Origin of the sequence: Streptococcus suis S735, assembly GCF_000294495.1 — a bacterium.
Taxonomy (GTDB): domain Bacteria; phylum Bacillota; class Bacilli; order Lactobacillales; family Streptococcaceae; genus Streptococcus; species Streptococcus suis.
On record NC_018526.1, the window covers coordinates 470,346 to 495,583 of the forward strand.

The window sequence follows — 25,238 nt, forward strand, 5'->3', positions numbered from 1 at the left end:
ATGCAAATTTTGATTTTTTTACTATTAAAAATTGTAGAAATTTATTCTTATCTCTTATTGGCATACGCTTTGCTAAGTTGGTTTCCTAGCCTATACACAAGCTCGATTGGTCGTTTGATTCAATGGCTGGTAGCACCGATTTTAAAACCCTTTAGGCGGTTAAATCTGCAGTTTATGGGGTTGGATTGGACCGTAATGGCAGCCATGATTGCGCTTAATATGGGAACACGCTTCTTGGTTCAATTATTGCTCCTGTTAGCATAGTTATGAAAAATGACAAAAACTTATTGCAACATTTTTCTAGGGAAGAAAGAGAGTTTGTAGAGAAAATAATGGATATGTGTCAGCAAGTTGAAGATACGTATTCATACAGATTAACTCACTTTTTACATCCTAGACAAGATGAAATTGTATGCAAAATTGCTAACTACTACCAGTTACAAACGTTTTCTAGTCGTGACCTTGTTTCGACAGAACATTCGCGGGTTATTATTGCCCCGACTTATTATGAGTTGGACATCAAGGACTTTGAGTTAACCGCTCTTCATTTGTCCTATGCTAGAAAATTTCACACCTTATCCCATTCACAAGTTCTTGGAACTTTTCTCAATCAACTAGGGATTAAAAGGGAGTATTTGGGTGATATTTTGATTGATGATGAACGATTGATTGTCTTTATCGATCAGAAATTTGGGCAGATTGCCTTACAATCTATCACTAAAGTTGCTCGTGTCCCTGTTAAGGGAAAGGAAGAAGAATGGACGACTGTTCGACTACCGATTGGACAGGAATGGCGTTCAAAGGATGTGTTGGTTTCTAGTATGAGATTGGATAAATTGATTTCGGTCGCATTTAATCTTTCAAGGGCAACTGCAAACAAGTTGATTGAGGCTGGACATGTGAAGTTGGATTATGTTCTGACAGAACAAACCAGTAAATTAGTTGAAATAGGGCAATTAATTAGTGTTAGGAGATATGGTAGAGTTCGCCTAAATGAATTTTTAGGTTTTTCTAAGCAAGGGAAGATAAAATTAAAGTTAGACATTGTTAAAACTTAGGAGGAAAGATGGCACTTACAGCATTAGAATTAAAAGATAAAACCTTTGCTACAAAATTTAGAGGATACGACGCAGATGAAGTTGATGACTTTTTGGACATTGTAACACGTGATTATGAGGATTTAATTCGTAAAAATCATGACCAAGAGTTAGAATTGAAAAATTTGCGAGAACGTTTGGCTTATTTTGATGAGATGAAAGAATCATTGAGTAAATCAGTTCTTTTAGCTCAAGATACAGCTGAGAAAGTAAAGGTTGCGGCTGAAGATCAAGCGGCAAATATTATTAAACAAGCTGACTATGATGCGGCAACATTGTTACATGAAGCTAAAGATAAGGCAAATGAAATTCTTCGTAATGCGACTGACAACGCGAAAAAAGTTGTCATTGAAACTGAAGAATTAAAAAACCAGACACGTATTTTCCATCAGCGTCTAAAATCAACAGTAGAAAGCCAATTATCACTGGTTAATTCATCTGAATGGGAGGAAATCCTCCGCCCAACAGCAAGTTACATTCAAACAAGTGACGAAGCCTTTCGTGATGTTCTTCATAAGGCTTTGGATGAAGAATTACCTGTTGAAGAAGAAAGTTTGGATTATACACGTCAATTGACACCAGAAGAGATTGCAGAATTAACTCGTCAGGCAGCAGCTTTTGAGAGTGGAGAATCTGTAGTACTTTCAATAGAAGAATAATAGAAATCATAAGCAAAGACAAGGTCGTTAGAAATATTTTAAGCGAGTAGGAGATGGTGGAAGCCCTACAATCTCTTTCTATGGATCATCACTTTGTTTGATCTTTCCTGAAAATAGTAAGGAGAGACGTCCGTTCACGTTACGAACATAGAGGGATAGAGGAAACTCTATCTAAACTAAGGTGGTACCACGAACTTTCGTCCTTATTTGGCGGGAGTTTTTTATTTTTATGATACGATTAGAATTAGTAAACAAGGATAACTTTGAAGTAGTGTTACAAGTTCAACTTGCATCTGAGGACCAACGCCGAGTGGCATCGGTTGAATATTCTTTAGCCCAAGCTTGGTTATATAAAGATTCGGGGATGATTCTACCATATGCTGTGGTATCTGGCAGAAAAGTTGTTGGTTTTGCAATGTTATCTATTGAACCCAAAGATAATAGTTATTATTTATGGCGCTTGTTGATTGATAAGGATTTTCAAAATCGTGGATGCGGAAAAGAAGCCATCCAGCAAATAATTGGAAAGGCGAAGGCGGATCCGCTTTGTCATAAAATTTCGATAAATTATGTCATTGGCAATCATAAAATGCGGTACATTTTAGAAAAAATTGGTTTTCAATCCGTTGGTTTAGAAGGCCAAGAAATGAAAATGGAATTAATTATAAAATAAAGGAGTTATGATGAAACTAAAAGAAACACTCAATTTAGGTAAGACAGCATTTCCTATGCGTGCAGGCTTACCAACACGTGAGCCAGAATGGCAAAAGGCCTGGGATGAAGCAAACTTGTATGCTCGTCGCCAAGAACTCAATGAAGGCAAACCAGCCTTCCACCTCCACGATGGCCCTCCATATGCTAACGGAAATATCCACGTTGGACATGCTTTAAACAAGATTTCTAAAGATATTATCGTTCGCTCTAAGTCAATGTCTGGTTTCCGTGCTCCATTTGTACCGGGTTGGGATACACACGGCCTTCCTATTGAGCAAGTCTTGGCAAAACAAGGTGTCAAACGCAAGGAAATGGACTTGGTTGAATACCTTGAAATGTGTCGTGACTACGCTTTTAGCCAGGTTGACAAGCAACGTGATGATTTTAAACGCTTGGGTGTTTCTGCAGACTGGGAAAATCCATATATCACTTTGACAAAAGACTACGAAGCAGCTCAGATCCGTGTCTTCGGTGCTATGGCAGACAAGGGCTATATCTACCGCGGTGCTAAGCCTGTCTACTGGTCATGGTCATCTGAATCTGCCCTTGCAGAAGCTGAAATCGAATACCATGACATTGACTCAACATCTCTGTATTATGCCAATAAGGTCAAAGATGGCAAGGGGCTCTTGGATACAGACAGCTACATCGTTGTCTGGACAACCACTCCATTTACAGTAACGGCTTCTCGCGGTTTGACAATGGGAGCAGACATTGACTATGTCTTGGTTCAACCTGCTGGCTCTGACCGTAAGTATGTCTTGGCAGAAGCCTTGGTTGATAGCTTGGCAGCCAAATTCGGTTGGGAATCCTTCGAAGTGATTTCAAAACACAAGGGTGCTGAATTTGAATATATCGTGACCGAACACCCATGGGATAGAGAAGTGGATGAATTGGTCATCTTGGGTGACCATGTTACAACGGACTCAGGTACTGGTATCGTCCATACGGCTCCAGGCTTTGGTGAGGATGACTACAATGTCGGTGTCAAATATGACTTGGAGGTTGCGGTAACTGTCAACGAACGTGGCTTGATGAATGAAGCTGCGGGTCCTGATTTTGAAGGGCAATTCTATGACAAGGTTGTGCCAACGGTTAAGGAAAAATTGGGTGACTTGCTTCTTGCTAGTGAAGTGATCAATCACTCCTACCCATTTGACTGGAGAACCAAGAAGCCAATCATCTGGCGTGCAGTGCCACAGTGGTTTGCCTCTGTTTCTAAATTCCGTCAGGAAATCTTGGACCAAATCGAAGCAACAACTTTCAATCCATCTTGGGGTAAAACGCGTCTTTACAACATGATCCGTGACCGTGGTGACTGGGTTATCTCTCGTCAGCGTGCTTGGGGTGTGCCGCTTCCAATCTTCTATGCTGAAGATGGCACAGCTATTATGACCAAGGAAGTAACAGACCATGTAGCAGCTCTCTTTGAGGAACATGGTTCTATCATCTGGTGGAAATCTGATGCAAAAGATCTTTTACCAGCTGGTTTCACTCACCCAGGTTCACCAAATGGCGAATTTACCAAAGAAACAGACATCATGGACGTATGGTTTGACTCTGGTTCATCTTGGAATGGTGTCATGAATGCCCGTGAAAACCTTGCCTACCCAGCTGATCTCTACCTTGAAGGTTCAGACCAATACCGTGGTTGGTTTAACTCATCCTTGATTACCTCTGTTGCTGTAAATGGTCATGCGCCATATAAAGCTATCTTGTCACAAGGTTTTGTCCTTGATGGTAATGGGATGAAGATGTCTAAATCTCTAGGCAATACCATTCTACCAAGTGATGTTGAGAAACAATTTGGTGCAGAAATCTTACGTCTGTGGGTGACATCCGTTGATACTTCAAACGATGTCCGTGTGTCTATGGATATTCTTGGACAGGTTTCTGAAACCTACCGTAAAATCCGTAATACCCTTCGCTTCTTGATTGCCAACACTTCGGATTTCAATCCTGCAAGTGATGCGGTGGCATACGAAGAGCTTCGTTCTGTTGACCAGTATCTCTTGGTGAAATTCAATAAATTGGTAGTTCAAATCCGTGAAGCCTACGACAATTATGATTTCATGGGCATCTACAAATCTGTAGTAAACTTTGTAACCCTTGATTTGTCAGCCTTCTACCTCGATTTTGCCAAAGATGTCGTCTACATTGATGGTGCTAAATCACTTTCTCGTCGTCAGATGCAAACTGTCTTCTATGACATCTTGGTGAAAATTACCAAGCTCTTGACGCCAATCTTACCACATACGGCAGAAGAAATCTGGTCTTACTTGGAACACGAAGCAGAAGAATTTGTTCAGTTGGCGGAAATGCCAGAGGTGGAAACCTTTGCTAATGAAGCGCAGCTTTTAGCTGATTGGGAAAACTTTATGGTCTTCCGTACTCAGGCACAAAAAGCCTTGGAAGAAGCACGCAATGCCAAAGTGATTGGTAAGTCACTTGAAGCTCATTTGACTGCCTATGTCTCAGCTGAAACCAAGTCCTTCTTGGAGAGCTTGAATGCAGACCTTGCTCAGTTGCTCATCGTTTCAAACTTGACAGTAACAACTGAAACTGCCCCATCAACAGCGCTTGTGGTTGATGAAGTTGCCTTTGCTGTAGAACGTGCAGCCGGTGAAGTATGTGACCGTTGCCGCTGTATTGATACTAGTGTTGCAGAGCGCAGCTATGGCGCAACAATCTGTGACCACTGTGCAAGCGTAGTGGAAGAAAACTTTGCTGAAGCAGTAGCTCAAGGTTTTGAAGCCTAAGCAATCACAATACATTTGTTAAAGTCTATCTAGCGATAGGCTTTTTTTGTAATACTTTTCGAAAATCAAAATTATTCGTTGTCAAGAGCCTTGATGAACTCCAGTTCTATCTTCGGCTTCGTTTCCTAGGCTACTTTTGATTTTCATTGAGTATAAATAGAAAAAAAGAAGCCATCTGGCTTCTTACAGAACGTAGACAAACTCCAAAAATATAAAAAATTGAAGAGGTTTGCGAAAGATAGCAAGTGATTAAACTCTTAGAAACATTGATATTTCAGCGTTTCTGAGAGTTTTTTATTTTCAACATAAAGAAAAAAGATTGAAGACAATTGTCCAAAATGGACCTTTTCTTCAATCTGAAAGAAGCCAGATGGCTTCTTACACTTCTGCGATAATGGGAATAGACATTTCAATCAAACGGTCTGTCCACCACGTCCATTATGCCCACCGGCTTGAGTGGGAGGAGTCTGTTCGCGATTTTTTCCAGCAGGGGTATTGCCAGGATAGCCACCTAGGTGATTGAAAAATTCACTAAAGGGATCCATATTGTTAGGATTTGTTAAATCTCCCAACCCACGTAGGATAGCATTATGAGGGTCTGTTTTCATGATTTGGTAGCAGTTGTGACAGAGGTCTACCTGCTGCTGTTTACCGTTTAAGTTGGTGTAGAGATGGATCGTTGCGTCGTTGATATTACAATTTTTGCAGAGCATAATTCTACCTCTTTCTGTGAAAAAATGTGACCTATTGTTAAATAGTCAAAAAAGGTCAGTTCTAGCTTTATTATAACAAGATTCATAGAAAAATCAAGAAACTGCTACGCTTGGAAAAACTTTCTATGAAAAATAGGGCGATAGGAAGAAAATAGGGAAAAAATAAGACTTTTTTGGTAATATGTGGTAAAATATTCCTATAAAAAGGATTAGGAGAACGAATATGGAATCACATTTGGTGAGAATTATCAATCGTCTGGAGGCTATGGCTAATGACGGCGGTACGTTGAAACGTAATTTCGAACGTGATGGTATTGTTGTTGCAGAAGTGGCTTATAGCTATGACGAGGAAAATGGTTCAGTATTTACCTTGCGTGATGTTGCTGCTCGTGAAACGTACGCGTTTGACAGCATCGACTTGATTGCAATGGAAATCTATGAGCTATTGTACTAAGAAGAAGTGAGAGGCACCTAAGGGTGCTTTTTTCTTGTGTAAATTGAATATTATAAACAAAAGTATTGCATAAATATTCAAAAATGGTATAATAGACTCTAAATGACAGAATTGGAGTAAGATGAATGAATTTTTCTTTTTTGCCTGAGTATTGGGCTTATTTTAATTATGGGGCAATTGTTACCCTCATTATTGCATTTTTCTCAGTATTTTTTGGTAGTATTTTAGGTGTGTTGCTTGCCTTTGCTCAGCGTAGTAAGTATAAAGTTTTAGCTTGGACTGCCAATATCTATGTCTGGATTTTCCGTGGGACACCGATGATTGTCCAGATTATGATTGCTTTTGCGATGACACATTTTGTAGCACCAACTTTTCAGCTAGGAATTTTGACGGTTGATTTGACGCGCTTGATTCCAGGTATCATTGTTATTTCGATGAACTCGGGTGCCTATGTATCTGAAACTGTTCGTGCAGGTATTAATGCTGTACCAAAAGGACAGCTGGAAGCAGCTTATTCGCTTGGTATTAGACCAAAGCAGGCGATGCGTTACGTTATCATGCCACAGGCTATCAAGAATATTCTTCCAGCCTTGGGAAATGAATTTGTGACTATTGTTAAGGATAGTTCACTTTTGTCAACCATCGGTGTGATGGAATTATGGAACGGTGCTCAGACAGTTCAATCCACTTCTTATATTCCTTTAACACCACTTGTATTTGCAGCGAGCTATTATCTAATTATGACAACGGTGCTAACAGTGATTATTCAGTCGTTTGAGAAAAAGTTGAACAAGGGAGGGCAGTTCCATGTCTAATGCGATTATTTCTATCAAGGATTTACATAAGTACTTCGGAAAGAATGAGGTTCTAAAAGGAATTGATTTAGATATTCAACAAGGTCAGGTGGTCGTTATTATCGGTCCATCAGGGTCAGGGAAATCGACTTTCTTACGTACAATGAACCTCTTAGAAGTGCCAACCAAGGGAACTGTTACATTTGAAGGTGTTGATATTACTGACAAGTCAAATGATATTTTCAAGATGCGTGAAAAGATGGGAATGGTTTTTCAACAGTTCAATCTTTTTCCGAATATGACGGTATTAGATAACATTACTTTATCACCTATTAAGACAAAGGGAATTGCAAAGGATGAGGCTGAGAAGAAGGCTAAGGAATTACTTGAAAAGGTAGGATTGCCAGATAAGGCAAATGCCTATCCACAAAGTCTTTCAGGTGGTCAGCAACAACGGATCGCTATTGCACGTGGTCTGGCCATGGACCCAGATGTCCTACTTTTTGATGAACCGACCTCTGCACTAGACCCTGAAATGGTTGGTGAAGTTCTTGCTGTAATGCAGGATTTGGCCAAGTCAGGGATGACCATGGTTATCGTGACTCATGAGATGGGATTTGCGCGTGAGGTAGCTGACAGGGTTATCTTTATGGATGGCGGTGTCATCGTGGAGGATGGAACGCCTGAAGAAGTCTTTGAACATACCAAGGAAGAACGGACCAAGGATTTCTTGTCTAAGGTCTTGTAATAAATGAACAAATAAGTACGACTCCGATATTGTTCGGAGTTTTTTGCTATATGCTATATTCTACTTTGTACAAGTATAGTCAGTCGGAGAATTTTAGGGTATAATAGAAAAAACAAAAGGAGTGTAGGTATGACAGTCATTGATGGGAAAGCACTAGGTGTAAAATTGCAGGCTGCTTTGGCGGAGAAAACTGCTCGATTAAAAGAAGAAAAGGGGTTGGTACCAGGTCTTGTAGTTATTTTAGTTGGCGAAAATCCTGCTAGTCAGGTTTATGTACGGAATAAGGAGCGGTCAGCTCTAGCTGCTGGATTCAAGAGTGAGGTTGTTCGCGTTCCAGATACGATTTCTGAGTCAGACTTGTTGGATTTGATTGAGCGCTATAATCAGGATGATGAATGGCATGGTATTTTGGTGCAATTGCCCTTACCAGCCCACATCAGCGAGGAGAAGGTCTTGTTGGCCATTGACCCAGATAAGGATGTGGATGGTTTTCATCCGACTAACATGGGGAAATTCTGGTCAGGTCATCCTGTTATGATTCCATCTACCCCAGCAGGAATTATGGAAATGTTCAAAGAATATCAGATTGAGCTGGAAGGGAAGTCTGCTTTAGTTATTGGTCGTTCTAATATTGTTGGTAAACCGATGGCACAGCTGTTATTGGATGCCGATGCTACTGTAACGATTGCGCATTCTCGCACCAAAAACTTGCCAGATCTTGCTCGTCAGGCCGATATTCTTGTTGTTGCCATTGGTCGTGGTCATTTTGTGACCAAGGAATTTGTTAAGCTAGGTGCCGTGGTGATTGATGTTGGTATGAATCGTGATGAAAATGGCAAGCTAATCGGTGATGTCAAATACGATGAGGTATCAGAAGTGGCAAGTTATATTACCCCGGTTCCAGGTGGTGTTGGTCCGATGACTATTACCATGTTGATGGAACAGACCTATGAAGCTTGTGTCAGAAGTGCAAAATAAGATAGAGAGTTTAATAAAAATAAATATATCCATGCCTGCTTTGGTAAAGCCCTGTTCTTAGAACCTGTATTTACAAGCGAAGTACTCATATTAAGAGACAGATTTAGCTAATCAAGGTAATTTTTTTGGGGGATATTGATTGTATTTTGAAAAAAACTAATGATGAGTAGCTTAAAAACTAGCCTTAGAATAGAAGCGTTGAACTGTGAATACAGGTTCTTAAATTATGCTTGTAGTTTTGGTAGCTAACAGTAATGAGTGCAGTCCCCGTATGAATAAGTCTATTTTTAAACGACTCTACTTATTTTATTAGTCATATTCAATAAATCAGTTTTAAGACGGATGTGACTTTTAGTAATATTGGTTATACTATACCCAATCCTAAATATTTTTCATAATCTCCTGAAAAGCCTGATCGTGTGATCAGGTTTTTTTGTATGCAAAAATGGATCTGTACAAAAAAACAGTACTATTTCTCAAAGTTTGAACAACATCCCAGTGTAGTAAAAACGTTTGGAGACAGATTGTTTCAGCTCAACAACTGGGAATAAAGATTTATTGCCGAACTCTTTTATACTCTTCGAAAATCAAAATCAGACGTTGTTGACTTGATTTGATGAACTTCAGTTCTATCTGCATCTGCGTCGCCTAGTCTGATTTTCATTGAGTATTATCTGTTTAGTTCTTTCTCTCTTTCATTTTGTGTTTATAATGTTTTAGGTGATTGTGGGACGTTTTCAGTGAAACTGCTAATGGAACGGTTTTACTCCTAGCCTTATCTGAGTAATAATAGGATAAAACTCATATACCCACATAAGAGTGATAGAGGTTTGTGAATAGTATTTAGTTAGAAACATTTGTTATCAAATACAGGTTCTACGTTATATTTAAAGAACTTCTCTATCATTCGTTAAATATTTCTTCTCCGATTTATCGCTAGATAGGAGCAGTGTATGCGTTTCTAAAAATCTAAAGTTGGAGGATGTTCAATTTTAAATAAGTTACAATCTGCAAATCACTACTAAAATCAATTTATCCCTTATACAGGGTAATGTAATAAATTGTTTTTTCTTTGTTTTTCGTATGTTTTTTCAAAAAAATATATGAAACAAATGAGGGGAATCTAGTGATGCACTAGCTATGAAAAAAATATTTATATTAATGGAATTGTTTGAGAAATCAGAAGGATGTAGTTTTTCGATTTGCATACATATTTTAACTTAAACATATGTGTGCAAAAAGTTCTGATTTTTTTGTGTTTTTTAAGAAATTGGCATTGTTGACAAACTAAGGATTGGTTTGGTATCACGTACAGGCTAATTTGATCATATTATATTCACAAAAATGTATATGTTTTGATTGATAGGTGATATGTTAGAAGTAAATAAGCATATATTTTGTAGCGAAAGCAATATAAGCAAAAAGGAGAGAGGAAGAAGCAATGTTAAATGCAAAAGACCTTAGAAAAACTGAAGCGTTCTGAATTATTTGAACTCTTGGTTGAGCAGGCAAAGGAAATAGAGTCTTATCAAGCAAAATTAGTAGATTTGGAAAAAAGAATTGAGTATCGCGAAGCGGTTTTGGGAGAAATTGGTTCGATAGCGGAGGCGTCTCTAGCAGTTACTAGGATTTTTGAAGAAGCACAATTGGCTGCAAATATTTATCTTGAACAAGTTCAAAAAGTTACACATAAACAATCTGATAATTGTGAAATAGGGAGAACAGATGAGGATGGCGACTAATAAAAATAAGGATTATGTTACCATATCAGATTTACCCAGTATATCAATAATGTCAGAGGAGCTGGATAAAATACGATATAAAGAGCGGTATTTAGAGACATTAAAAAATACTATTTTCACGCTTGTTACTGTCGTTGCACTTGCAGTATTAATAGCCATGTTATGGTTGCCAGTTCTACATATTTATGGAAGTTCCATGTCTCCTACTCTGAAAGCAGGTGATATGGTAGCAACTGTGAAGACAAATACACTTTCAACTGGAGATATGGTTGCATTCTACTACAATAATAAGGTTTTGGTAAAAAGAGTAGTAGCAACTTCTGGTCAGTGGGTAAATATAGATGAGCAGGGGAATGTTTATGCAAATGGAAAAACATTAGACGAACCCTATGTTAAAGATAAGGCCTATGGTCAAACTGATATTAAACTACCGTACCAGGTTCCAGAAGGTCAATATTTTGTAATGGGAGATCATCGCAGTGTATCTATTGATTCTAGAAATACAGCTATTGGGTCGATTGGTGAGGAGCAACTGGTTGGAAAGTTAACCTTTCGGATATGGCCATTTCATAAAATGGGAGTAATCAAATAAAGGAAGGAGATATAAAACATGAAAATATTATGGGAAAGATTGTTTAAATTTGTTCAGCAATACTTTCGAGAGAAAAAGACTGCAAAAATAACTATGGTGTTGTCAATAATTATGGCTTTTGGAATATCATATTTGCTGATTTTACCAGCCATTACTTTAGAGACAGACAGTCAGGAGAGTGTTCTGCAATCAGTCTATAATCAGCCAACAACAGTAGAACAGCCAGTTCAAGAAGAACAGGCGGAGTCACAATTGGCACAGGTTCAATCTGCTGGAAGCTTATTCGCTGAACATGAAAATATAACTGTACAAGTTAACTATGAGGAGCATACATTTGAACAGCCAGTTCGGTTACAGGTTTTACCCTCAGAAGATAGTACAAAATATATTGGACTTGTTCGGTAACTACATCATCTCATGGTTGATGATACCACAAATCAACTCAGTTCTTAATTCAAACCGTTTTCTACGATTACGATAGGGCTGTGCCATGATTTTAAAGGTTTTAAATTTGGCATTAAAGTGTTCAACTTCAATACGGATTTTAGCTATCTCTCGATTCAACCGTCTATCCTCTTCGGTTAAGAGGTGATGTTTAGAATGCTTAGCAGGAATAAAGGTATTTTCGTGAAATTTCAAGATGCCTAAATACCCTAAATCTACGAAAGCAAGGGTATTTTGGGGCAAACTATAGCCAATACTCTCCTTAAAAAGGGTAAAATCATGCGTATGACCATCTGAAAAAGCCAATTGACAAGCACGATGGCTAGTCAAATCAGGCATGATTTGAGTCTGCTAGTCTTTTTCTTAATAACTGGCCTATTATTGTTATTATATCCAACAGTAAGTGATTATTGGAACTCACATTATCAATCAGAAGCAGTAGCTACTTATTCTGAGAAATTATTGGATATTTCAAAAGAAGAAAAACAAAAAATTTTAGAAAATGTCAGTGCATATAACAACACGCTCGAAAAGGGGACAATACCTAATTTAAATATAGACAGTGTAGCTTTAAAAAAGTATGACTCAATTTTAAATATCACAGATACTGGTATTATGGGCTATGTAGAAATTCCTAAGTTGCAGACAACGTTACCTATTTATCACGGAACGGATGATGCCGTATTGCAGGTAGCAGTAGGTCACCTTGCTGGGACTTCCCTTCCCATTGGCGGTCAGGGAAGTCACGCTGCTATTTCAGGACATCGGGGATTGCCTTCTGCAAAACTGTTTTCTGATTTAGATCAGCTGGTTATAGGGGACACATTTATGATACAAGTTTTAGATAACACTCTGACATACGAAATTGATAAAATTATTACGGTTACTCCAGATGATGTATCTCCTTTGATGATAGATCCGAATGAGGATTTCGTAACCCTTGTGACTTGCACACCTTATGGTGTTAATAGCCACCGATTATTAGTTAGAGGTCATCGAATTGAAAATCAACTACTTGCTAGGCAAGTAGTCTCAGAAGGATCAATTGTAAAACCTATACTGGTTTCTCCTTTTATTGCTTTATGTTTATTAGGACTACTTTGGAGTTTATTTTTTATAAAAAAAGAAGTAAATTTGTTTATGTGACTTAGATAATATCGCAAAGAATGTCAAACCATTCGACTTTGTTCTTTAGCTTTTAAGCTTAGGAAAGGGAGGTTTTTCAACTCCCAATCATCCAAAAGGTGAAATAGAAGATAAACCAAATGACGATATGTCAATGTCCTCTATACGCCAGAAAAAGGTGGCAAGCGAGCGGTCGGCTACGGCATTGAAATTCCCAAAGAATTTGAAGGCAAATTCAAGTTTGCCCGCCAACGCTCCAAACTAGCTGGGGAAATCCGTGGCACTTTCTTCGTTGTCAAGGGTAACTATTTATAGGGGAGAAAATCTGGGGAAACTCAGATTTTTTGTCGCATACTTGACTTCAAGGTATATAATAGATATACAAAACGAAGGGAGAATGAATATGAACATTAAAGAAGTTAGTGATGTAACAGGTCTATCGGCAGATACCATTCGCTACTATGAGCGGGTAGGGCTTATTCCCAAAATTGCAAGAAAATCTTCTGGAGTAAGGGACTTTGTGGAAAATGATGTAGCCGTTTTGGAATTTGTTCGCTGTTTTAGGAGTGCTGGTATGTCTATTGAGCGCTTGATTGAGTATATGGGCTTGGTGCAGGCTGGCGATAGTACTGTGGAAGCCCGGATTGATTTACTAAAAGAGGAACGGGAAGTCCTGCAGTCACGCTTGTCGAAAATTCAGCAAGCTCTAGAACGTTTAGATTATAAGATAGAAAATTACCAGACTATATTAAGAGGTGCAGAAAATCAATTGTTTACAGACGGCAGTGGTTCATGCAAAAAAGACAGAGAATAACTTTCTCTGTCTTCATACTTCATTATTAATTTTTTCTGATAACTTGTTTGGGTTTAAATTTCTTCTTTAGTCCAATTTGAACCAAACGTAGTCCAAGAAAACCCGTCGCACTTGCCAATATGATGGCAATAAAAACAGGAATGCCTACAGATAGATAGACATAACTAGCGATGACTGTTATCAAACTAAAAAATGCGATATTAACAAAAAACAACAATTCCTTTAGACGTTCTTTATTGGCATTTTTTGCTTGATAGGTTTGAAAATTAGCCTTTTTCTCTTTCGGGATATACTCTTCGTACTGGTACTCATGGGACTGATAGTGTCTTAATGGCATATCGTCTCCTTTTCTGCTCTTTAAAGAATACCATATCATTGATGAATTATTATGTCATTTATATTACAATAATGTTACAAGAAGGATATTAGAAAAGTCTGAATATTAAAACACGGCTAGTCACTTATCAGATATTTCTCTTTTTGATATAATTATCCTTATGGAAAAAATTATCATTACAGCAACAGCTGAAAGTATTGAGCAGGTCAAAGAACTGCTTGTAGCAGGCGTTGACCGCATTTATGTAGGTGAAGCTGACCATGCTCTTCGCATCCCAACAAATTTTACCTATGATGAACTCAGGGAAATAGCAGAGCTAGTTCATAGCGCTGGGAAGGAATTGACGGTCGCTGCCAATGCCCTCATGCATCAAGATATGATGGACAATATCAAACCGTTTATGGAGCTAATGAGGGAAATCAAGGTTGATTATCTGGTTGTCGGAGATACTGGAATTTTCTATATCAATAAACGTGATGGCTACAATTTCAAGCTAATCTATGATACATCTGTCTTTGTGACTTCCAGTCGTCAGATTAACTTTTGGAAAGATCATGGAGCAGTAGAGGCTGTTTTGGCAAGAGAGATTCCATCAGAAGAACTCTTTGATATTGCTAAGAACTTGGAAATGCCAGCGGAAATCTTGGTCTACGGCGCCTCTGTTATTCACCATTCTAAACGAACCTTGTTACAGAATTACTACAATTTTACAAAAGCTGATGAGACAGATTTGTCACGTGGACGCGGACTTTTCTTAGCTGAGCCGAGTGACCCAGATAGCCACTATTCCATTTTTGAAGATAAGCATGGCACCCATATCTTTATCAACAATGACATTGATATGATGACCAAGCTGTCAGAATTAGATGAACATGGTTATCATAATTGGAAACTTGATGGTATCTATTGCCCTGGTCAGAACTTTGTGGAAATTGTTAAGCTTTTTGTTCAAGCAAGAGATTTGATTGAAAAAGGCGACTTCACTTATGATCAGGCCTTCCTTTTGGATGAACAGGTACGTAAGCTCCATCCAGCTGAACGTGGCTTGGATACAGGCTTCTACGAATTTGACCGCAATAAGGTTAAATAATAATATTTATAGCAGAATTTATTTACTTTAACCTGACAGAGTTAGCTCTGTCACTTACAATGTAAGGTCAGAGCACGAAAACGCCTTTGGGCGATTTTCTAATCTCTGCCCTAGGTTTCCGAGTGAAACAACATCGTTTACAGTATTCTATCCTGGCAGAGTTAGCTCTGTCACTTACAATGTAAGGTCAGAGCACGAAAACGCCTTTGAGCGATTTTCTAAACTCTGCACTAGGTTTCCACATGGAAAAGTATCGTTTCATGTGGAAACCGTCGCAAATAGAGGAGATTTTACATGATGTCAAAAACATTAAAGCGTCCCGAGGTCTTGTCACCTGCTGGGACTTTGGAGAAATTGAAGGTTGCCATTGATTATGGTGCTGATGCGGTCTTTGTTGGCGGCCAGGCCTACGGTCTGCGTAGCCGAGCTGGTAACTTTACCATGGACGAGATGCGGGAAGGGATTGAATATGCCCATGCCCGTGGTGCCAAGGTCTATGTAGCTGCCAACATGGTCACCCACGAAGGTAATGAAGAAGGAGCAGGAGCCTGGTTCCGCGAATTGCGTGACATGGGCTTGGATGCCGTTATCGTATCTGACCCGGCTCTCATCGTTATCTGTGCAACCGAAGCGCCAGGCCTTGAAATCCACCTGTCAACCCAGGCTTCTTCCACCAACTACGAAACCTTTGAGTTTTGGAAGGAATTGGGCTTGACTCGTGTCGTCCTGGCCCGCGAAGTGACTATGGAAGAGGTGGCTGAAATCCGTAAACGGACAGACGTTGAAATCGAAGCCTTTGTCCACGGTGCCATGTGTATCTCCTACTCAGGTCGTTGCGTTCTCTCCAACCACATGAGCAAACGCGATGCCAACCGCGGCGGTTGCTCCCAATCTTGCCGTTGGAAGTACAACCTCTACGACCTACCTTTCGGCGAAGAACGCCGTTCGATTAAGGGGGAAATACCAGAGGAGTTCTCTATGTCTGCAGTGGACATGTGTATGATCGACCATATTCCAGATATGATTGAAAACGGGGTCGATAGCCTGAAAATCGAAGGCCGTATGAAATCTGTTCACTACGTATCAACAGTGACCAACTGCTACAAGGCTGCGGTAGATGCCTATCTTGAAAGCCCAGAAAGGTTTGAAGCGATCAAGCAAGACCTGATTGATGAGATGTGGAAGGTTGCCCAACGTGAATTGGCAACAGGATTCTACTATAGCCCGCCGAGTGAAAATGAGCAACTCTTTGGAGCCCGCCGCAAAATTCCAGAATACAAATTCATCGCCGAAGTAGTGGCTTTTGACAAGGAAACCATGACTGCAACCATTCGTCAGCGTAATGTTATCAATGAAGGTGACCAAGTAGAATTTTACGGACCAGGTTTCCGTCATTTTGAAACGACTATTCAGGACTTGCATGATTCAAATGGAGAAAAGATTGACCGCGCCAACAAGCCGATGGAACTCTTAACTATTAAGCTGGACCGTGAAATCTATCCTGGTGACATGATTCGTGCCTGCAAATCAGGCCTCATCAACCTCTACCAAGAAGATGGGCAATCTCTAACTATTCGTGCATAAACATATAGACATTTAGTTTTTCTTTTATTACTTCGACGTAAGAGGAAACTCCGTTTCCTTATTTCCAACTTCAAACACTCCACTGGATTGTTTGAACTCGCTTTGCCGTACTCTGCAGGGGTGACTTGCTCCGCAAGTGCTATCTCCAACCTCCAAAGGTTCCCCAAACCTTTGGAGCGAGTACTAAAAGTAAACTAAAAGACTATAAAAAGGCTGAAATTTCAGCCTCAGAACGTAGATAAACTCTTAAAAATATAAAAAAATGAAGAAGTTTGCGAAAGATAGCAAGTCATTAAACTCTTAAGAAACATTGATTAGTTTCGGCGTTTCTGAGAGTTTTTTAATTTTCAACATAAAGAAAAAAGATTGAAGAAAATTGTCCAAAATGGACTTTTTCTTCAATCTGCAAGGCTGAAATTTCAGCCTTTTGTTTGTTGTTGAGAAGTCTTGATGCTATCTGGAACCAAGGTGACTTTTTTGATGTCCTCGATTTTTATAATGCTGGTAACCTGACGTTTGAAATTTTTCATGATAATCCGTTGGCGATCGGTATCATATTTCACAATGTCACCTGTGAAACTACGATCACCATAGATGACATGGACTGCAGCTTTTTTATATAAAGCCAGCTCCAAGTTATTCTTGATTTCTTCCTTGCTATCTGGCTCAATAGACTTAGGAGCTTTGCCATGTTCTAAAAAGATGGTGAACTGCTCGAAAATAACTTCTAAAAACCTCTTCATGGCATAATCCTTTCAAACTTGATATAATTATATTATCTAATTTTTATAAAAATGACAAGCTTTTTCGAATAGATAAGTGAGGAGGTAACAAATGGCAGAATTTACATTTGAAATTGAAGAAAAATTATTGGTCTTATCTGAAAATGATAAAGGATGGACCAAGGAGCTTAATCGAGTATCTTTTAATGGCGCACCAGCCAAGTATGACATCCGTACCTGGAGTCCTGACCATACCAAGATGGGGAAAGGGATCACTCTTAGTAATGAGGAATTTCAAGTTCTACTCGACGCGTTTGCTAATAAATAAATGAAGGAAGCCTAAGCAAAATAGGCTTCTTTTTTGATAACAGGTTGCAATAAACGATGACAAATCATGACTAGTGTAATTTTAGCTAAATCAGGAAGAATGAAAGGCAGAACAGTCCAGCCGATAGTGTCAGTCCAACTGGCACCTGAAACTAGTTTAAATACACAACAGCCGAGAAGGAAACAGATACTTGTTCCAAGTAGGCAGGCTAGAAAAATTGTAACTGGTGAGGAGTCTGATTTAGTGAGGGCAGAAGTGATGATAGTGTAGAGTAGAAACCCCCATAGAAAGCCAGATGTCGGTCCTGTGAGTGCAGCAAAGCCACCAGAAAAACCAGCAAAAACAGGTAAACCGATAGCGCCAAGAACTAGATATAAGCTGACACTTGTAATTGCCTCCTTGGGTTTGTATAGACAAGCTACTAAGCCGATAGCTAAGGTTTGTAATGTAAATGGTACAGGTCCGATAGACAGACTGATTTGTGAAAGGGTGGAAATTAAGGCTGTTCCAATAGCGATATAAACAAGTGATTTGATAGAAGTTGTTTTCATTTGTTATCCTCTTAAAATTTTATGGTTAACAAAAATTATAGTGAGATTGGATAAGAAAGTCAATGCTCTTTCATCGGCTGTAACAACTCTATAGGTGATTTTTATAACAGCTAATAAGAAACTTATATAGTTAAAAGCAATAAATTATATGTAAAACAACCTATACCTATGCTAGAATAATAAAAAAAGAAAGTGAGAATTTCTATGACAGAATTACTTGATATTTACCGTACTCTTAAATCTAAAACTTGGGTAGACTTGACTCACCAAATCAATGAAAAGAGCCCGCATTTCCCTGCGCTACCAGCTCTCGAAAAGAAAGCCCTATTTACTCATAAGGATGGCTTCTTTGTCGAACAATTTACGGTTGTGGGGCAGTACGGAACCCATATTGATCCTCCGATTCATTTTGTAGAAGGGGCTCGTTATCTTGATGAGATTGATTTGAAAGATTTACTCCTGCCACTCTACGTTATTGATAAATCAGCTGCTGTTATAGAAAATAATGACTATGAGATAACTAAGCAGGATATTTTAGACTTTGAGGCTGAATATGGTCCGATAGCGCCAAAATCTTTTGTTGCCTTTCGTTCGGATTTGTCAAAGCGCTGGCCTAGTCAAGATGCCATTCGTAATCTAGACGAAGATGGAGTTCAACGTACACCAGGATGGAGTCATGAAGCTCTAGAATATTTGATTGAAGAACGTCAGGTGAAAGCAGTTGGTCATGAAACATTGGATACCGATTCAGGAGTATCTGCAGCCAAACACGGAGGAAGTTTATCAGAAGAATACTATCTCCTATCAAAAGATATTTATCAGTTGGAAGTATTGGCAAACTTGGATCAGGTACCGCCAACAGGTGCATTGATTTCAATCGCTTTTCCTCATTGGGAGAAGGCTTCGGGTTCACCAGTGCGAGCAATTGCCATATTACCATAAAAAAAGTCCAGACAGTGCTGACCTTCATGTCTGGACTTTTTCAATTGAGTTAACGCATAGTAACAAATTCTTCAGAACCTGTCGGATGGATGGCGACAACGGCATCAAATTCTTCTTTTGTAGCTCCCATTTTGATAGCAACTGAGAATCCTTGAATCATTTCATCGACACCATAGCCAATGCCGTGCAGTCCAACGACTTTTTCATTTTCTCCCACAGTTACTAATTTAAACTTAGCCATTTGGCGATTGTTTTCTAGGGCAGTGTACATAGAAGTAAAGGCTGAAGTATAGACTTTTACATTGTCCTGACCGTATTGGGTAATCGCTTCGTCCTCAGTTAGACCAACGGTTCCGATAGCGGGGTGAGAAAAGACGACAGTTGGGATGGTTGTGTAATCCATTTTTGCGGTTGGTTTATTGTTAAATAAACGTTCTGCCAAAAGGCGACCTGCCTTGATTGCAACGGGTGTTAATTCTTTTTCACCAGTTACATCACCGAGGGCATAGATGCCTGGTACAGCTGTTTCTTGGTATTCATTGACAGAAATATGTCCTGAAGAAGTAAGTTGAACACTAGTTGCTTTCAGGTTGAGTTTGTCAATATTTGGTTTACGTCCAATTGCCCAAAGGACCTTCTGAGCAATATGGTTACTACCGTCAGCAAAGTTAATCTGGATTTGTCCATCATCAGTTTTTTCAAGACTGACAGGAGTTTTCCCGGTATGGAGTGGAAGGTTGGTACGTTGCATTTCTTCCATCAAGGCATCAACAATGTAGGTATCAAAGCTACGAAGAGGGCGATTACCACGAACAAATAGGTCAGTTTGGACACCGAGTCCATGTAGGAGACCGGCCATTTCCACAGCGATATAACCAGCACCAATCACAGCCACAGAAGAGGGTAATTCTTCCCATGCAAAGACATCGTCAGATACAATCCCTAGCTCACTACCAGGAATAGCAGGGACTACCGGTTTGGCGCCAGTTGCGATGACAATGTGTTTTGCACGAATCAGTTCACCATTGACTTCAACCGTTTGATTATCCACAAAACGTGCGAAACCCTGGATAACTTCTACTTCGTTATTGTTAAAAGTATTACCGTAGGATGCGCGTGAACGCTCAATATAGGCTTCGCGATTTTTACGCAAGGTGGCAAAATCAAAGGTCACTTCTTGGCTAGTAAATCCATATTCAGGTCCATAATGCTGAATGGCTTCTGCTACCTGAGAGCCGTACCACATAATTTTTTTGGGTACACAGCCAAGGTTAACACAAGTCCCTCCTAGATAGCTTCCCTCAATAACTGCTGCCTTGGCACCGTACATAGCAGCTCGGTTCATGGTAGCGATGCCTCCGCTCCCACCACCGATAGCGATAATATCAAACACTTTCATAAATTTCCTCCAATAAAGGTCAATAATTATATTCATTGTAACGCTTTTTTGTATGTCAATCAAAAATCTGCTACGTCACCTTACAAAAATGTAAGTGGGAAAATTGCCGAACTTTTTATAAAATAGTTAGGAAAAAACTTGCATTTGTTCTTGTATTTGTGTATTATATAGACAACACAAATAGGTATGTTTTGTAAAGAAAAGGAGTTTGTTATGTTAAAAACAAAGAAAGCAAAAATTGCTTTGTTTGGTGGTCTTGGAGTGGTCGCAGTTGCCTTAGTAGGTGGGGCTTTGATTTTTAGCAATATGCTAACATCACCATCATCTTCAGAAGATGTAGCCATGAGTATGACCTATACTGTTGCTAAAGAAGGCTCAATTGCTTCCTCAACGCTACTTACAGGAACGATTACAGCAGCAGACGAGCAGTATGTTTACTATGATCCTTCTAAGGGAGATTTGAGTGAGGTTTTGGTTGCTCCAGGTGCTAAGGTCGAAGTAGGTACCCCTTTGATTCGCTATGATGCTACAGAATTACAGTCTGCTTTGGATACTGCTGTTCGTGGTCGTGATAAGATTGGTCGCCAAATTGCAGACTTAAGAACCAACGGTCAGACTGTTCAAACAACTGGTGATGCAGAAACAGATGCTGCAGCAACTGCTACTGCACAACGTTCAGTAGATATGCAGTTGGCAGACTTGAATGATTCATACGCAGATGCTCAAGCTGCGGTTGATAAAGCATATACAGCCTTAACAGAAGCGACAGTAACTAGTACCGTTGCTGGTACAGTTGTTGAGGTGAATAAGGCTGTTTCTAAGAATTCTACATCGAGCCAAACAGTTGTACACATTGTAAATCAAGGTAGTTTGCAAGTAACAGGTAGTTTGACAGAATACGATTTGGCTAACATTGCAGTGGATCAAGAGGTCAAGCTGACTAGCAAGGTATATCCCGATAAGACTTGGACGGGGAAAATTACCTATATTTCAAACTATCCATCTAGTAATCAAGCTGGTGCTGCTACAACAGGAACCAGTGGTTCAGGTGCCAAATATCCATTTAAGGCAGCTTTAACTAGTGAATTAGGTGAGTTGAAACAAGGATTTTCTGTAAATATTGAGGTTGTCAATACAAGTAAAAACATTTTAATTCCGGTGTCCGCAGTTGTGCCAGAAGAAGATAAAAACTATGTGTGGACCTTGGTTGATGGGAAAGCTAAGAAAGTAGAAGTTACTCTGGGGAACGCAGATGCTTTGAACCAGGAAGTGACCGCTGGTATAGCAGCAGGAGATAAGGTTATTACCATTCCAACTCCGAATCTCGAAGATGGCAAAGAGGTTGAAGCCAATGAAGAACCAGCTTATTAGACTAACAAGTATCAATAAATCCTACAAAAATGGTGATCAAGAACTCCGAGTTTTAAAGAATATTGATTTAGAGGTGGAAGAGGGAGAATTTCTTGCCATTATGGGGCCCTCTGGTTCAGGGAAATCAACCTTGATGAACATTATTGGGCTTTTGGATCGTTTCAGTTCAGGAAACTATTGGCTGGAAGGTGAAGAAGTCAGTCAACTTTCTGAGAAAAAATTAGCTCAGGTTCGGAATGACCAAATCGGTTTCGTCTTTCAACAATTTTTCCTCTTATCGAAACTTAACGCCCTTCAAAATGTAGAATTACCCTTGATTTATGCTGGAGTTCCATCAAGCAAACGTAAGGAACTAGCAAAACAGTATCTTGAAAAAGTTGAGTTGGCAGAGCGGATGACGCATTTACCATCAGAATTGTCTGGTGGTCAAAAACAACGGGTAGCTATTGCTCGTGCACTAGTCAATACCCCAGCTATTATTTTAGCGGATGAACCTACAGGGGCTCTAGATACCAAGACAGGTGAGCAGATTATGCAACTTCTGACGGAGTTGAATAATGAAGGAAAGACCATTATCATGGTTACGCATGAGCCTGAGATTGCTGCCTACGCAAAACGAAAAATCGTTCTACGTGATGGAGTGATCACTGAAGATAGTCGAAGGGAGGGAGTTTAGATGGAAAATTGGAAATTCGCCCTCAAATCTATTATGGCTCATAAAATGAGATCGCTCCTTACTATGTTAGGTATCATCATTGGTGTGGCTGCAGTTGTCATTATTGTCGCCATGGGAACAGGGGTGGCCAAAAGCATAGAAAAGTCTCTAGCTGGTGATCAAAATAATGTTCAGGTTTACTTTACTGCTTTCTCCAGTTCAGGTACAGCTTTCGGTCCGTTTGGCACAGCGTCGACAGAAGAACCAATTTTAGAGGAAGAGCCGGATTTGACGGATTCTACTTTAAAAGGACTGCTAGAGATTGATGGCGTATCAAACTATTACTCCAGCATCAGCAACATAGCTGAAGTCAGATCGGGCAATAAAAAAGCAGAGAATGTCACTATTACTGGTGTTAGCCAGAATTTCTTTGCTGTGAAAGAGTATGAGATTTTAGCTGGTCGTCAGTTTACAGCTAACGACTATAGTCGTTTTTCACGTATGATTATGTTAGATACGGCATTAGCAGAGAAGTTATTTGGTTCTATAGAGAACTCTCTCAATCAGACGATTAGTGTTAATAGCAATGCCTATCTAGTAATAGGGGTCTACAAAGATCCGAAAGCAGGCACAGCTATTTATGGAATGAATTCAGGTGGAAATGCCGTCATGACTAATACGCAGCTAGCTGCTGAAACAGGCATGAAAGAAAATTCTCAAATCTTTGTCCATGTTGAAGATGTTACTCGGGCAACAGAAGTTGGGAAGGCTGCTGCAGATTACCTGACTAAAGCGACTGGATTGAAAGAAGCGAGATACGAGATTTATGATATGTCAGCTATGTTGGAGGAGTTTAAATCTCAAATGTCTGGCGTTACATTGTTTATCGGTGCTGTTGCAGGTATCTCCTTGCTAGTTGGTGGTATCGGTGTCATGAATATCATGCTGGTATCAGTAACTGAGCGGACTCGTGAAATCGGTCTTCGAAAAGCGCTTGGAGCAACTAGAGGAAATATCTTGATTCAATTCTTGATAGAAGCCATGGTCTTGACCACTCTTGGTGGAGCAATTGGTCTCGCAATCGCTCAGACAATAGTTTTCTTGCTCAATGTGAGCAAGGCGTTGGGCGAAAGAATAGCTGCTGAAATTTCAATTCCTGTTGTGTTAGGTAGTCTGGCTTTCTCAGCAGTAGTTGGTATTGTATTTGGCGTACTACCTGCCAACAAAGCATCTAAGCTTGATCCAATTGAAGCTTTGCGCTATGAATAATCTATTGAAACGATTAGGTTTTCCTAGTCGTTTTATTTTTTGAGCAAATTAATTGAATTTATCACTAATTAGCGATAAAATAAACGCATCAATTAAGAAATAGTGATTTCAAAGGAGAACACATCATGGTAGAATTAGGTATTTCAACATTTGGCGAAACAACTCCACTAGAAAAAACAGGGGAAACTTACAGCCACGACGAGCGGATTCGCCAGCTAGTCAAAGAAATCGAACTAGCTGATGCGGTGGGACTTGATGTTTATGGGATTGGGGAGCATCACCGAGAAGATTTTGCGGTTTCTGCACCTGAGATTGTGCTGGCAGCTGGTGCCGTCAATACCAAGCATATCAAGCTAACATCAGCAGTTTCAATCCTTTCCTCCATGGATCCTGTAAGGCTCTATCAGCAGTACACCACCATTGATGCTTTGTCAAATGGCAGAGCGGAAATCATGGCGGGTCGTGGTTCCTTTACGGAGTCATTCCCCTTGTTTGGCTATGATCTCCACGACTATGAAGAACTCTTCGATGAAAAGCTAGATATGCTTCTGGAAATCGGCAAGGAAACCAATCTCAAGTGGGATGGGCATTTTACCCAGTCAGTCGATAATAAGCCAGTCTATCCACGTCCTGTTCAGGAAGATTTTCCGATCTGGGTTGCAACTGGGGGCAATGTAGAGTCCACCATCAAGATTGCTAAGAAAGGCCTGCCAATCGTGTATGCAGTCATTGGTGCAGGTGCCCATCGCTTTAAACCTTTAGTCGATGCTTATCGCAAGGTTGCTCGCAACTCAGGTCATGATCCAAAGAAAACGAAAGTTGCAGCCCATTCTTGGGGTTGGATTGCAGACGACCATGACAAGGCTGTGGAAGAATACTATCATCCAACTAAAGTAATTACGGACAATATTGCCAAAGACCGCCCACATTGGAGCGAGATGACCAAGGCGCAATATCTCTACTCTCTGACAGACGAAGGAGCAACCATCGTCGGAGATCCAAAACGAGTTGCTGAAAAAATTATCAAGACTATTGAAACACTTGACTTGGACCGTTTCTTCCTCCATCTCCCAATCGGCTCAATGCCACATGAAGATGTCCTCCGTGCTATCGAACTCTACGGAAAAGAAGTTGTGCCAATTGTCCGAGATTATTTTGCAAAAAAAGAAGAGAATCAGTCCCAGGACTGATGAGATAAAAAGGATGGGACGTTATAATAGCCTCACTTCTCTAAAGTGGAGTCAACATCTCAGCGCAGTGGTTGATTGGAAGATTTGTTCGTGTTTTACACTCCACATCTTCCTCTACGGCTGAAGCGAACGGTGTTCGCTTTATTTCCGACCTCCAACAGTCACTA

26 protein-coding genes, 3 pseudogenes and 1 other annotated feature are annotated in these 25,238 nt (G+C 39.8%); of the genes and pseudogenes, 23 read left to right on the forward strand and 6 right to left on the reverse strand.

From position 1 onward, the window contains the following. The 5 genes from YYK_RS02365 (at nt 1) to ileS (ending at nt 5,229) form a co-directional block, all read left to right on the forward strand. Nucleotides 1-264, forward strand: coding sequence for a YggT family protein (locus tag YYK_RS02365; RefSeq protein ID WP_011922041.1), 264 nt, complete (start codon nt 1-3; stop codon nt 262-264). Nucleotides 265-266: 2 nt separating this feature from the next. Then, a complete protein-coding gene (locus tag YYK_RS02370) occupies nt 267-1,058 on the forward strand; it encodes a YlmH family RNA-binding protein (protein WP_011922042.1) in 792 nt (263 codons plus the stop codon). Nucleotides 1,059-1,066: 8 nt separating this feature from the next. Continuing rightward, nucleotides 1,067-1,756 carry a DivIVA domain-containing protein gene (locus tag YYK_RS02375; RefSeq protein WP_011922043.1) on the forward strand — a complete coding sequence of 230 codons (690 nt, stop codon included), beginning with the start codon at nt 1,067-1,069 and terminating at the stop codon, nt 1,754-1,756. Between the two features lie 6 nt (nt 1,757-1,762). Continuing rightward, nucleotides 1,763-1,964 (forward strand) — a binding site (T-box leader). A 21-nt stretch (nt 1,965-1,985) separates the two neighbouring features. Then, nucleotides 1,986-2,429 carry a GNAT family N-acetyltransferase gene (locus tag YYK_RS02380; protein WP_012774999.1) on the forward strand — a complete coding sequence of 148 codons (444 nt, stop codon included), beginning with the start codon at nt 1,986-1,988 and terminating at the stop codon, nt 2,427-2,429. A gap of 10 nt (nt 2,430-2,439) precedes the next feature. Further along, on the forward strand, nt 2,440-5,229 hold the full coding sequence (gene ileS, locus YYK_RS02385) for an isoleucine--tRNA ligase (RefSeq protein WP_014917212.1): 2,790 nt from the start codon (nt 2,440-2,442) through the stop codon (nt 5,227-5,229). 419 nt (nt 5,230-5,648) lie between these two features. Here the strand turns inward: ileS and YYK_RS02390 are convergent. Beyond that, nucleotides 5,649-5,942 (reverse strand): annotated as a pseudogene (locus tag YYK_RS02390) (ATP-dependent Clp protease ATP-binding subunit); the annotation flags it as partial. Nucleotides 5,943-6,165: 223 nt separating this feature from the next. On the opposite strand from YYK_RS02390, the gene YYK_RS02395 reads away from it, so the two are divergent. The 7 genes from YYK_RS02395 to YYK_RS02425 all read left to right on the forward strand — a co-directional run bounded on the left by YYK_RS02395 (nt 6,166) and on the right by YYK_RS02425 (nt 11,655). Then, nucleotides 6,166-6,396 carry a DUF1797 family protein gene (locus YYK_RS02395; protein WP_002938704.1) on the forward strand — a complete coding sequence of 77 codons (231 nt, stop codon included), beginning with the start codon at nt 6,166-6,168 and terminating at the stop codon, nt 6,394-6,396. 125 nt (nt 6,397-6,521) lie between these two features. Continuing rightward, nucleotides 6,522-7,211: an amino acid ABC transporter permease gene (locus YYK_RS02400; protein ID WP_002938702.1), complete on the forward strand. Its 690-nt coding sequence runs from the start codon at nt 6,522-6,524 to the stop codon at nt 7,209-7,211. Further along, nucleotides 7,204-7,938: an amino acid ABC transporter ATP-binding protein gene (locus YYK_RS02405; RefSeq protein ID WP_002943067.1), complete on the forward strand. Its 735-nt coding sequence runs from the start codon at nt 7,204-7,206 to the stop codon at nt 7,936-7,938. Before YYK_RS02400 ends, YYK_RS02405 begins: the two co-directional genes overlap by 8 nt. Nucleotides 7,939-8,067: 129 nt before the next feature. Further along, nucleotides 8,068-8,916 carry a bifunctional methylenetetrahydrofolate dehydrogenase/methenyltetrahydrofolate cyclohydrolase gene (locus tag YYK_RS02410; RefSeq protein ID WP_011922050.1) on the forward strand — a complete coding sequence of 283 codons (849 nt, stop codon included), beginning with the start codon at nt 8,068-8,070 and terminating at the stop codon, nt 8,914-8,916. Nucleotides 8,917-10,364: 1,448 nt separating this feature from the next. After that, on the forward strand, nt 10,365-10,658 hold the full coding sequence (locus tag YYK_RS02415) for a hypothetical protein (protein WP_002938694.1): 294 nt from the start codon (nt 10,365-10,367) through the stop codon (nt 10,656-10,658). Continuing rightward, a complete protein-coding gene (gene lepB / locus YYK_RS02420; protein WP_014917214.1) occupies nt 10,648-11,250 on the forward strand; it encodes a signal peptidase I in 603 nt (200 codons plus the stop codon). The genes YYK_RS02415 and lepB overlap by 11 nt, the downstream gene beginning before the upstream one ends. 18 nt (nt 11,251-11,268) lie before the next feature. Next, entirely contained in the window at nt 11,269-11,655 is a 387-nt protein-coding gene (locus YYK_RS02425) for a hypothetical protein (RefSeq protein WP_011922052.1), read from the forward strand. Here the strand turns inward: YYK_RS02425 and YYK_RS02430 are convergent. Then, nucleotides 11,656-12,045: pseudogene (locus tag YYK_RS02430) on the reverse strand (transposase); the annotation flags it as partial. Here YYK_RS02430 and YYK_RS02435 point away from each other — a divergent pair. From YYK_RS02435 to nmlR, 3 genes and pseudogenes are all read left to right on the forward strand, one after another. Beyond that, the gene (locus tag YYK_RS02435; protein WP_012775002.1) at nt 12,013-12,840 is read left to right on the forward strand and encodes a class C sortase; all 828 of its coding nucleotides are present in this window, start codon (nt 12,013-12,015) and stop codon (nt 12,838-12,840) included. The pseudogene YYK_RS02430 and the gene YYK_RS02435 sit on opposite strands and share 33 nt — an antisense overlap. Nucleotides 12,841-12,969: 129 nt before the next feature. After that, nucleotides 12,970-13,134 (forward strand): annotated as a pseudogene (locus YYK_RS10345) (phage tail protein); the annotation flags it as partial. 88 nt (nt 13,135-13,222) lie between these two features. Next, nucleotides 13,223-13,633 (forward strand): stress response transcriptional regulator NmlR, encoded by a 411-nt coding sequence (gene nmlR, locus YYK_RS02440; protein ID WP_012775003.1) that lies wholly within the window; start codon nt 13,223-13,225, stop codon nt 13,631-13,633. A gap of 25 nt (nt 13,634-13,658) precedes the next feature. Here the strand turns inward: nmlR and YYK_RS02445 are convergent, their stop codons facing one another. Next, entirely contained in the window at nt 13,659-13,970 is a 312-nt protein-coding gene (locus YYK_RS02445; protein WP_012775004.1) for a DUF3270 domain-containing protein, read from the reverse strand. Between the two features lie 160 nt (nt 13,971-14,130). Between YYK_RS02445 and YYK_RS02450 the strand changes: the two genes are divergently transcribed. After that, nucleotides 14,131-15,060, forward strand: coding sequence for a peptidase U32 family protein (locus tag YYK_RS02450; protein WP_011922056.1), 930 nt, complete (start codon nt 14,131-14,133; stop codon nt 15,058-15,060). A gap of 297 nt (nt 15,061-15,357) precedes the next feature. Then, nucleotides 15,358-16,644 (forward strand): peptidase U32 family protein, encoded by a 1,287-nt coding sequence (locus YYK_RS02455; protein WP_014917216.1) that lies wholly within the window; start codon nt 15,358-15,360, stop codon nt 16,642-16,644. A 419-nt stretch (nt 16,645-17,063) separates the two neighbouring features. Here YYK_RS02455 and YYK_RS02465 read toward each other — a convergent pair whose 3' ends face one another. Continuing rightward, complete coding sequence (locus YYK_RS02465) at nt 17,064-17,387, reverse strand: hypothetical protein (protein WP_011922058.1); 324 nt, start codon at nt 17,385-17,387, stop codon at nt 17,064-17,066. A gap of 91 nt (nt 17,388-17,478) precedes the next feature. Between YYK_RS02465 and YYK_RS02470 the strand changes: the two genes are divergently transcribed. Next, entirely contained in the window at nt 17,479-17,694 is a 216-nt protein-coding gene (locus tag YYK_RS02470) for a YdbC family protein (protein ID WP_004194749.1), read from the forward strand. 11 nt (nt 17,695-17,705) lie between these two features. On the opposite strand, the gene YYK_RS02475 is transcribed toward YYK_RS02470, so the two are convergent. Then, nucleotides 17,706-18,245: a biotin transporter BioY gene (locus YYK_RS02475; RefSeq protein ID WP_011922059.1), complete on the reverse strand. Its 540-nt coding sequence runs from the start codon at nt 18,243-18,245 to the stop codon at nt 17,706-17,708. Between the two features lie 204 nt (nt 18,246-18,449). Here YYK_RS02475 and YYK_RS02480 point away from each other — a divergent pair, with 204 nt between their 5' ends. Then, on the forward strand, nt 18,450-19,187 hold the full coding sequence (locus YYK_RS02480) for a cyclase family protein (protein ID WP_012775006.1): 738 nt from the start codon (nt 18,450-18,452) through the stop codon (nt 19,185-19,187). Between the two features lie 49 nt (nt 19,188-19,236). Here YYK_RS02480 and gorA read toward each other — a convergent pair whose 3' ends face one another. Continuing rightward, a complete protein-coding gene (gene gorA, locus YYK_RS02485; protein ID WP_012775510.1) occupies nt 19,237-20,586 on the reverse strand; it encodes a glutathione-disulfide reductase in 1,350 nt (449 codons plus the stop codon). Nucleotides 20,587-20,799: 213 nt separating this feature from the next. On the opposite strand from gorA, the gene YYK_RS02490 reads away from it, so the two are divergent. From YYK_RS02490 to YYK_RS02505, 4 genes are all read left to right on the forward strand, one after another. Continuing rightward, a complete protein-coding gene (locus YYK_RS02490) occupies nt 20,800-21,957 on the forward strand; it encodes an efflux RND transporter periplasmic adaptor subunit (protein WP_012775008.1) in 1,158 nt (385 codons plus the stop codon). Next, a complete protein-coding gene (locus tag YYK_RS02495) occupies nt 21,938-22,633 on the forward strand; it encodes an ABC transporter ATP-binding protein (RefSeq protein ID WP_004194759.1) in 696 nt (231 codons plus the stop codon). The genes YYK_RS02490 and YYK_RS02495 overlap by 20 nt, the downstream gene beginning before the upstream one ends. Continuing rightward, nucleotides 22,634-23,881 (forward strand): ABC transporter permease, encoded by a 1,248-nt coding sequence (locus tag YYK_RS02500; RefSeq protein WP_004194760.1) that lies wholly within the window; start codon nt 22,634-22,636, stop codon nt 23,879-23,881. A gap of 125 nt (nt 23,882-24,006) precedes the next feature. Next, entirely contained in the window at nt 24,007-25,071 is a 1,065-nt protein-coding gene (locus tag YYK_RS02505) for an LLM class flavin-dependent oxidoreductase (RefSeq protein ID WP_011922068.1), read from the forward strand. Nucleotides 25,072-25,238 lie beyond the last annotated feature (167 nt).

Bases quoted from the DNA above. Each gene is read 5' to 3' on its own strand.
- YYK_RS02365 (WP_011922041.1), top strand. From the start codon at position 1: ATGCAAATTTTGATTTTTTTACTATTAAAAATTGTAGAAATTTATTCT.
- YYK_RS02370 (WP_011922042.1), top strand. From the start codon at position 267: ATGAAAAATGACAAAAACTTATTGCAACATTTTTCTAGGGAAGAAAGA.
- YYK_RS02375 (WP_011922043.1), top strand. From the start codon at position 1,067: ATGGCACTTACAGCATTAGAATTAAAAGATAAAACCTTTGCTACAAAA.
- YYK_RS02380 (WP_012774999.1), top strand. From the start codon at position 1,986: ATGATACGATTAGAATTAGTAAACAAGGATAACTTTGAAGTAGTGTTA.
- ileS (WP_014917212.1), top strand. From the start codon at position 2,440: ATGAAACTAAAAGAAACACTCAATTTAGGTAAGACAGCATTTCCTATG.
- YYK_RS02395 (WP_002938704.1), top strand. From the start codon at position 6,166: ATGGAATCACATTTGGTGAGAATTATCAATCGTCTGGAGGCTATGGCT.
- YYK_RS02400 (WP_002938702.1), top strand. From the start codon at position 6,522: ATGAATTTTTCTTTTTTGCCTGAGTATTGGGCTTATTTTAATTATGGG.
- YYK_RS02405 (WP_002943067.1), top strand. From the start codon at position 7,204: ATGTCTAATGCGATTATTTCTATCAAGGATTTACATAAGTACTTCGGA.
- YYK_RS02410 (WP_011922050.1), top strand. From the start codon at position 8,068: ATGACAGTCATTGATGGGAAAGCACTAGGTGTAAAATTGCAGGCTGCT.
- YYK_RS02415 (WP_002938694.1), top strand. From the start codon at position 10,365: ATGCAAAAGACCTTAGAAAAACTGAAGCGTTCTGAATTATTTGAACTC.
- lepB (WP_014917214.1), top strand. From the start codon at position 10,648: ATGGCGACTAATAAAAATAAGGATTATGTTACCATATCAGATTTACCC.
- YYK_RS02425 (WP_011922052.1), top strand. From the start codon at position 11,269: ATGAAAATATTATGGGAAAGATTGTTTAAATTTGTTCAGCAATACTTT.
- YYK_RS02435 (WP_012775002.1), top strand. From the start codon at position 12,013: ATGGCTAGTCAAATCAGGCATGATTTGAGTCTGCTAGTCTTTTTCTTA.
- nmlR (WP_012775003.1), top strand. From the start codon at position 13,223: ATGAACATTAAAGAAGTTAGTGATGTAACAGGTCTATCGGCAGATACC.
- YYK_RS02445 (WP_012775004.1), bottom strand. From the start codon at position 13,970: ATGCCATTAAGACACTATCAGTCCCATGAGTACCAGTACGAAGAGTAT.
- YYK_RS02450 (WP_011922056.1), top strand. From the start codon at position 14,131: ATGGAAAAAATTATCATTACAGCAACAGCTGAAAGTATTGAGCAGGTC.
- YYK_RS02455 (WP_014917216.1), top strand. From the start codon at position 15,358: ATGTCAAAAACATTAAAGCGTCCCGAGGTCTTGTCACCTGCTGGGACT.
- YYK_RS02465 (WP_011922058.1), bottom strand. From the start codon at position 17,387: ATGAAGAGGTTTTTAGAAGTTATTTTCGAGCAGTTCACCATCTTTTTA.
- YYK_RS02470 (WP_004194749.1), top strand. From the start codon at position 17,479: ATGGCAGAATTTACATTTGAAATTGAAGAAAAATTATTGGTCTTATCT.
- YYK_RS02475 (WP_011922059.1), bottom strand. From the start codon at position 18,245: ATGAAAACAACTTCTATCAAATCACTTGTTTATATCGCTATTGGAACA.
- YYK_RS02480 (WP_012775006.1), top strand. From the start codon at position 18,450: ATGACAGAATTACTTGATATTTACCGTACTCTTAAATCTAAAACTTGG.
- gorA (WP_012775510.1), bottom strand. From the start codon at position 20,586: ATGAAAGTGTTTGATATTATCGCTATCGGTGGTGGGAGCGGAGGCATC.
- YYK_RS02490 (WP_012775008.1), top strand. From the start codon at position 20,800: ATGTTAAAAACAAAGAAAGCAAAAATTGCTTTGTTTGGTGGTCTTGGA.
- YYK_RS02495 (WP_004194759.1), top strand. From the start codon at position 21,938: ATGAAGAACCAGCTTATTAGACTAACAAGTATCAATAAATCCTACAAA.
- YYK_RS02500 (WP_004194760.1), top strand. From the start codon at position 22,634: ATGGAAAATTGGAAATTCGCCCTCAAATCTATTATGGCTCATAAAATG.
- YYK_RS02505 (WP_011922068.1), top strand. From the start codon at position 24,007: ATGGTAGAATTAGGTATTTCAACATTTGGCGAAACAACTCCACTAGAA.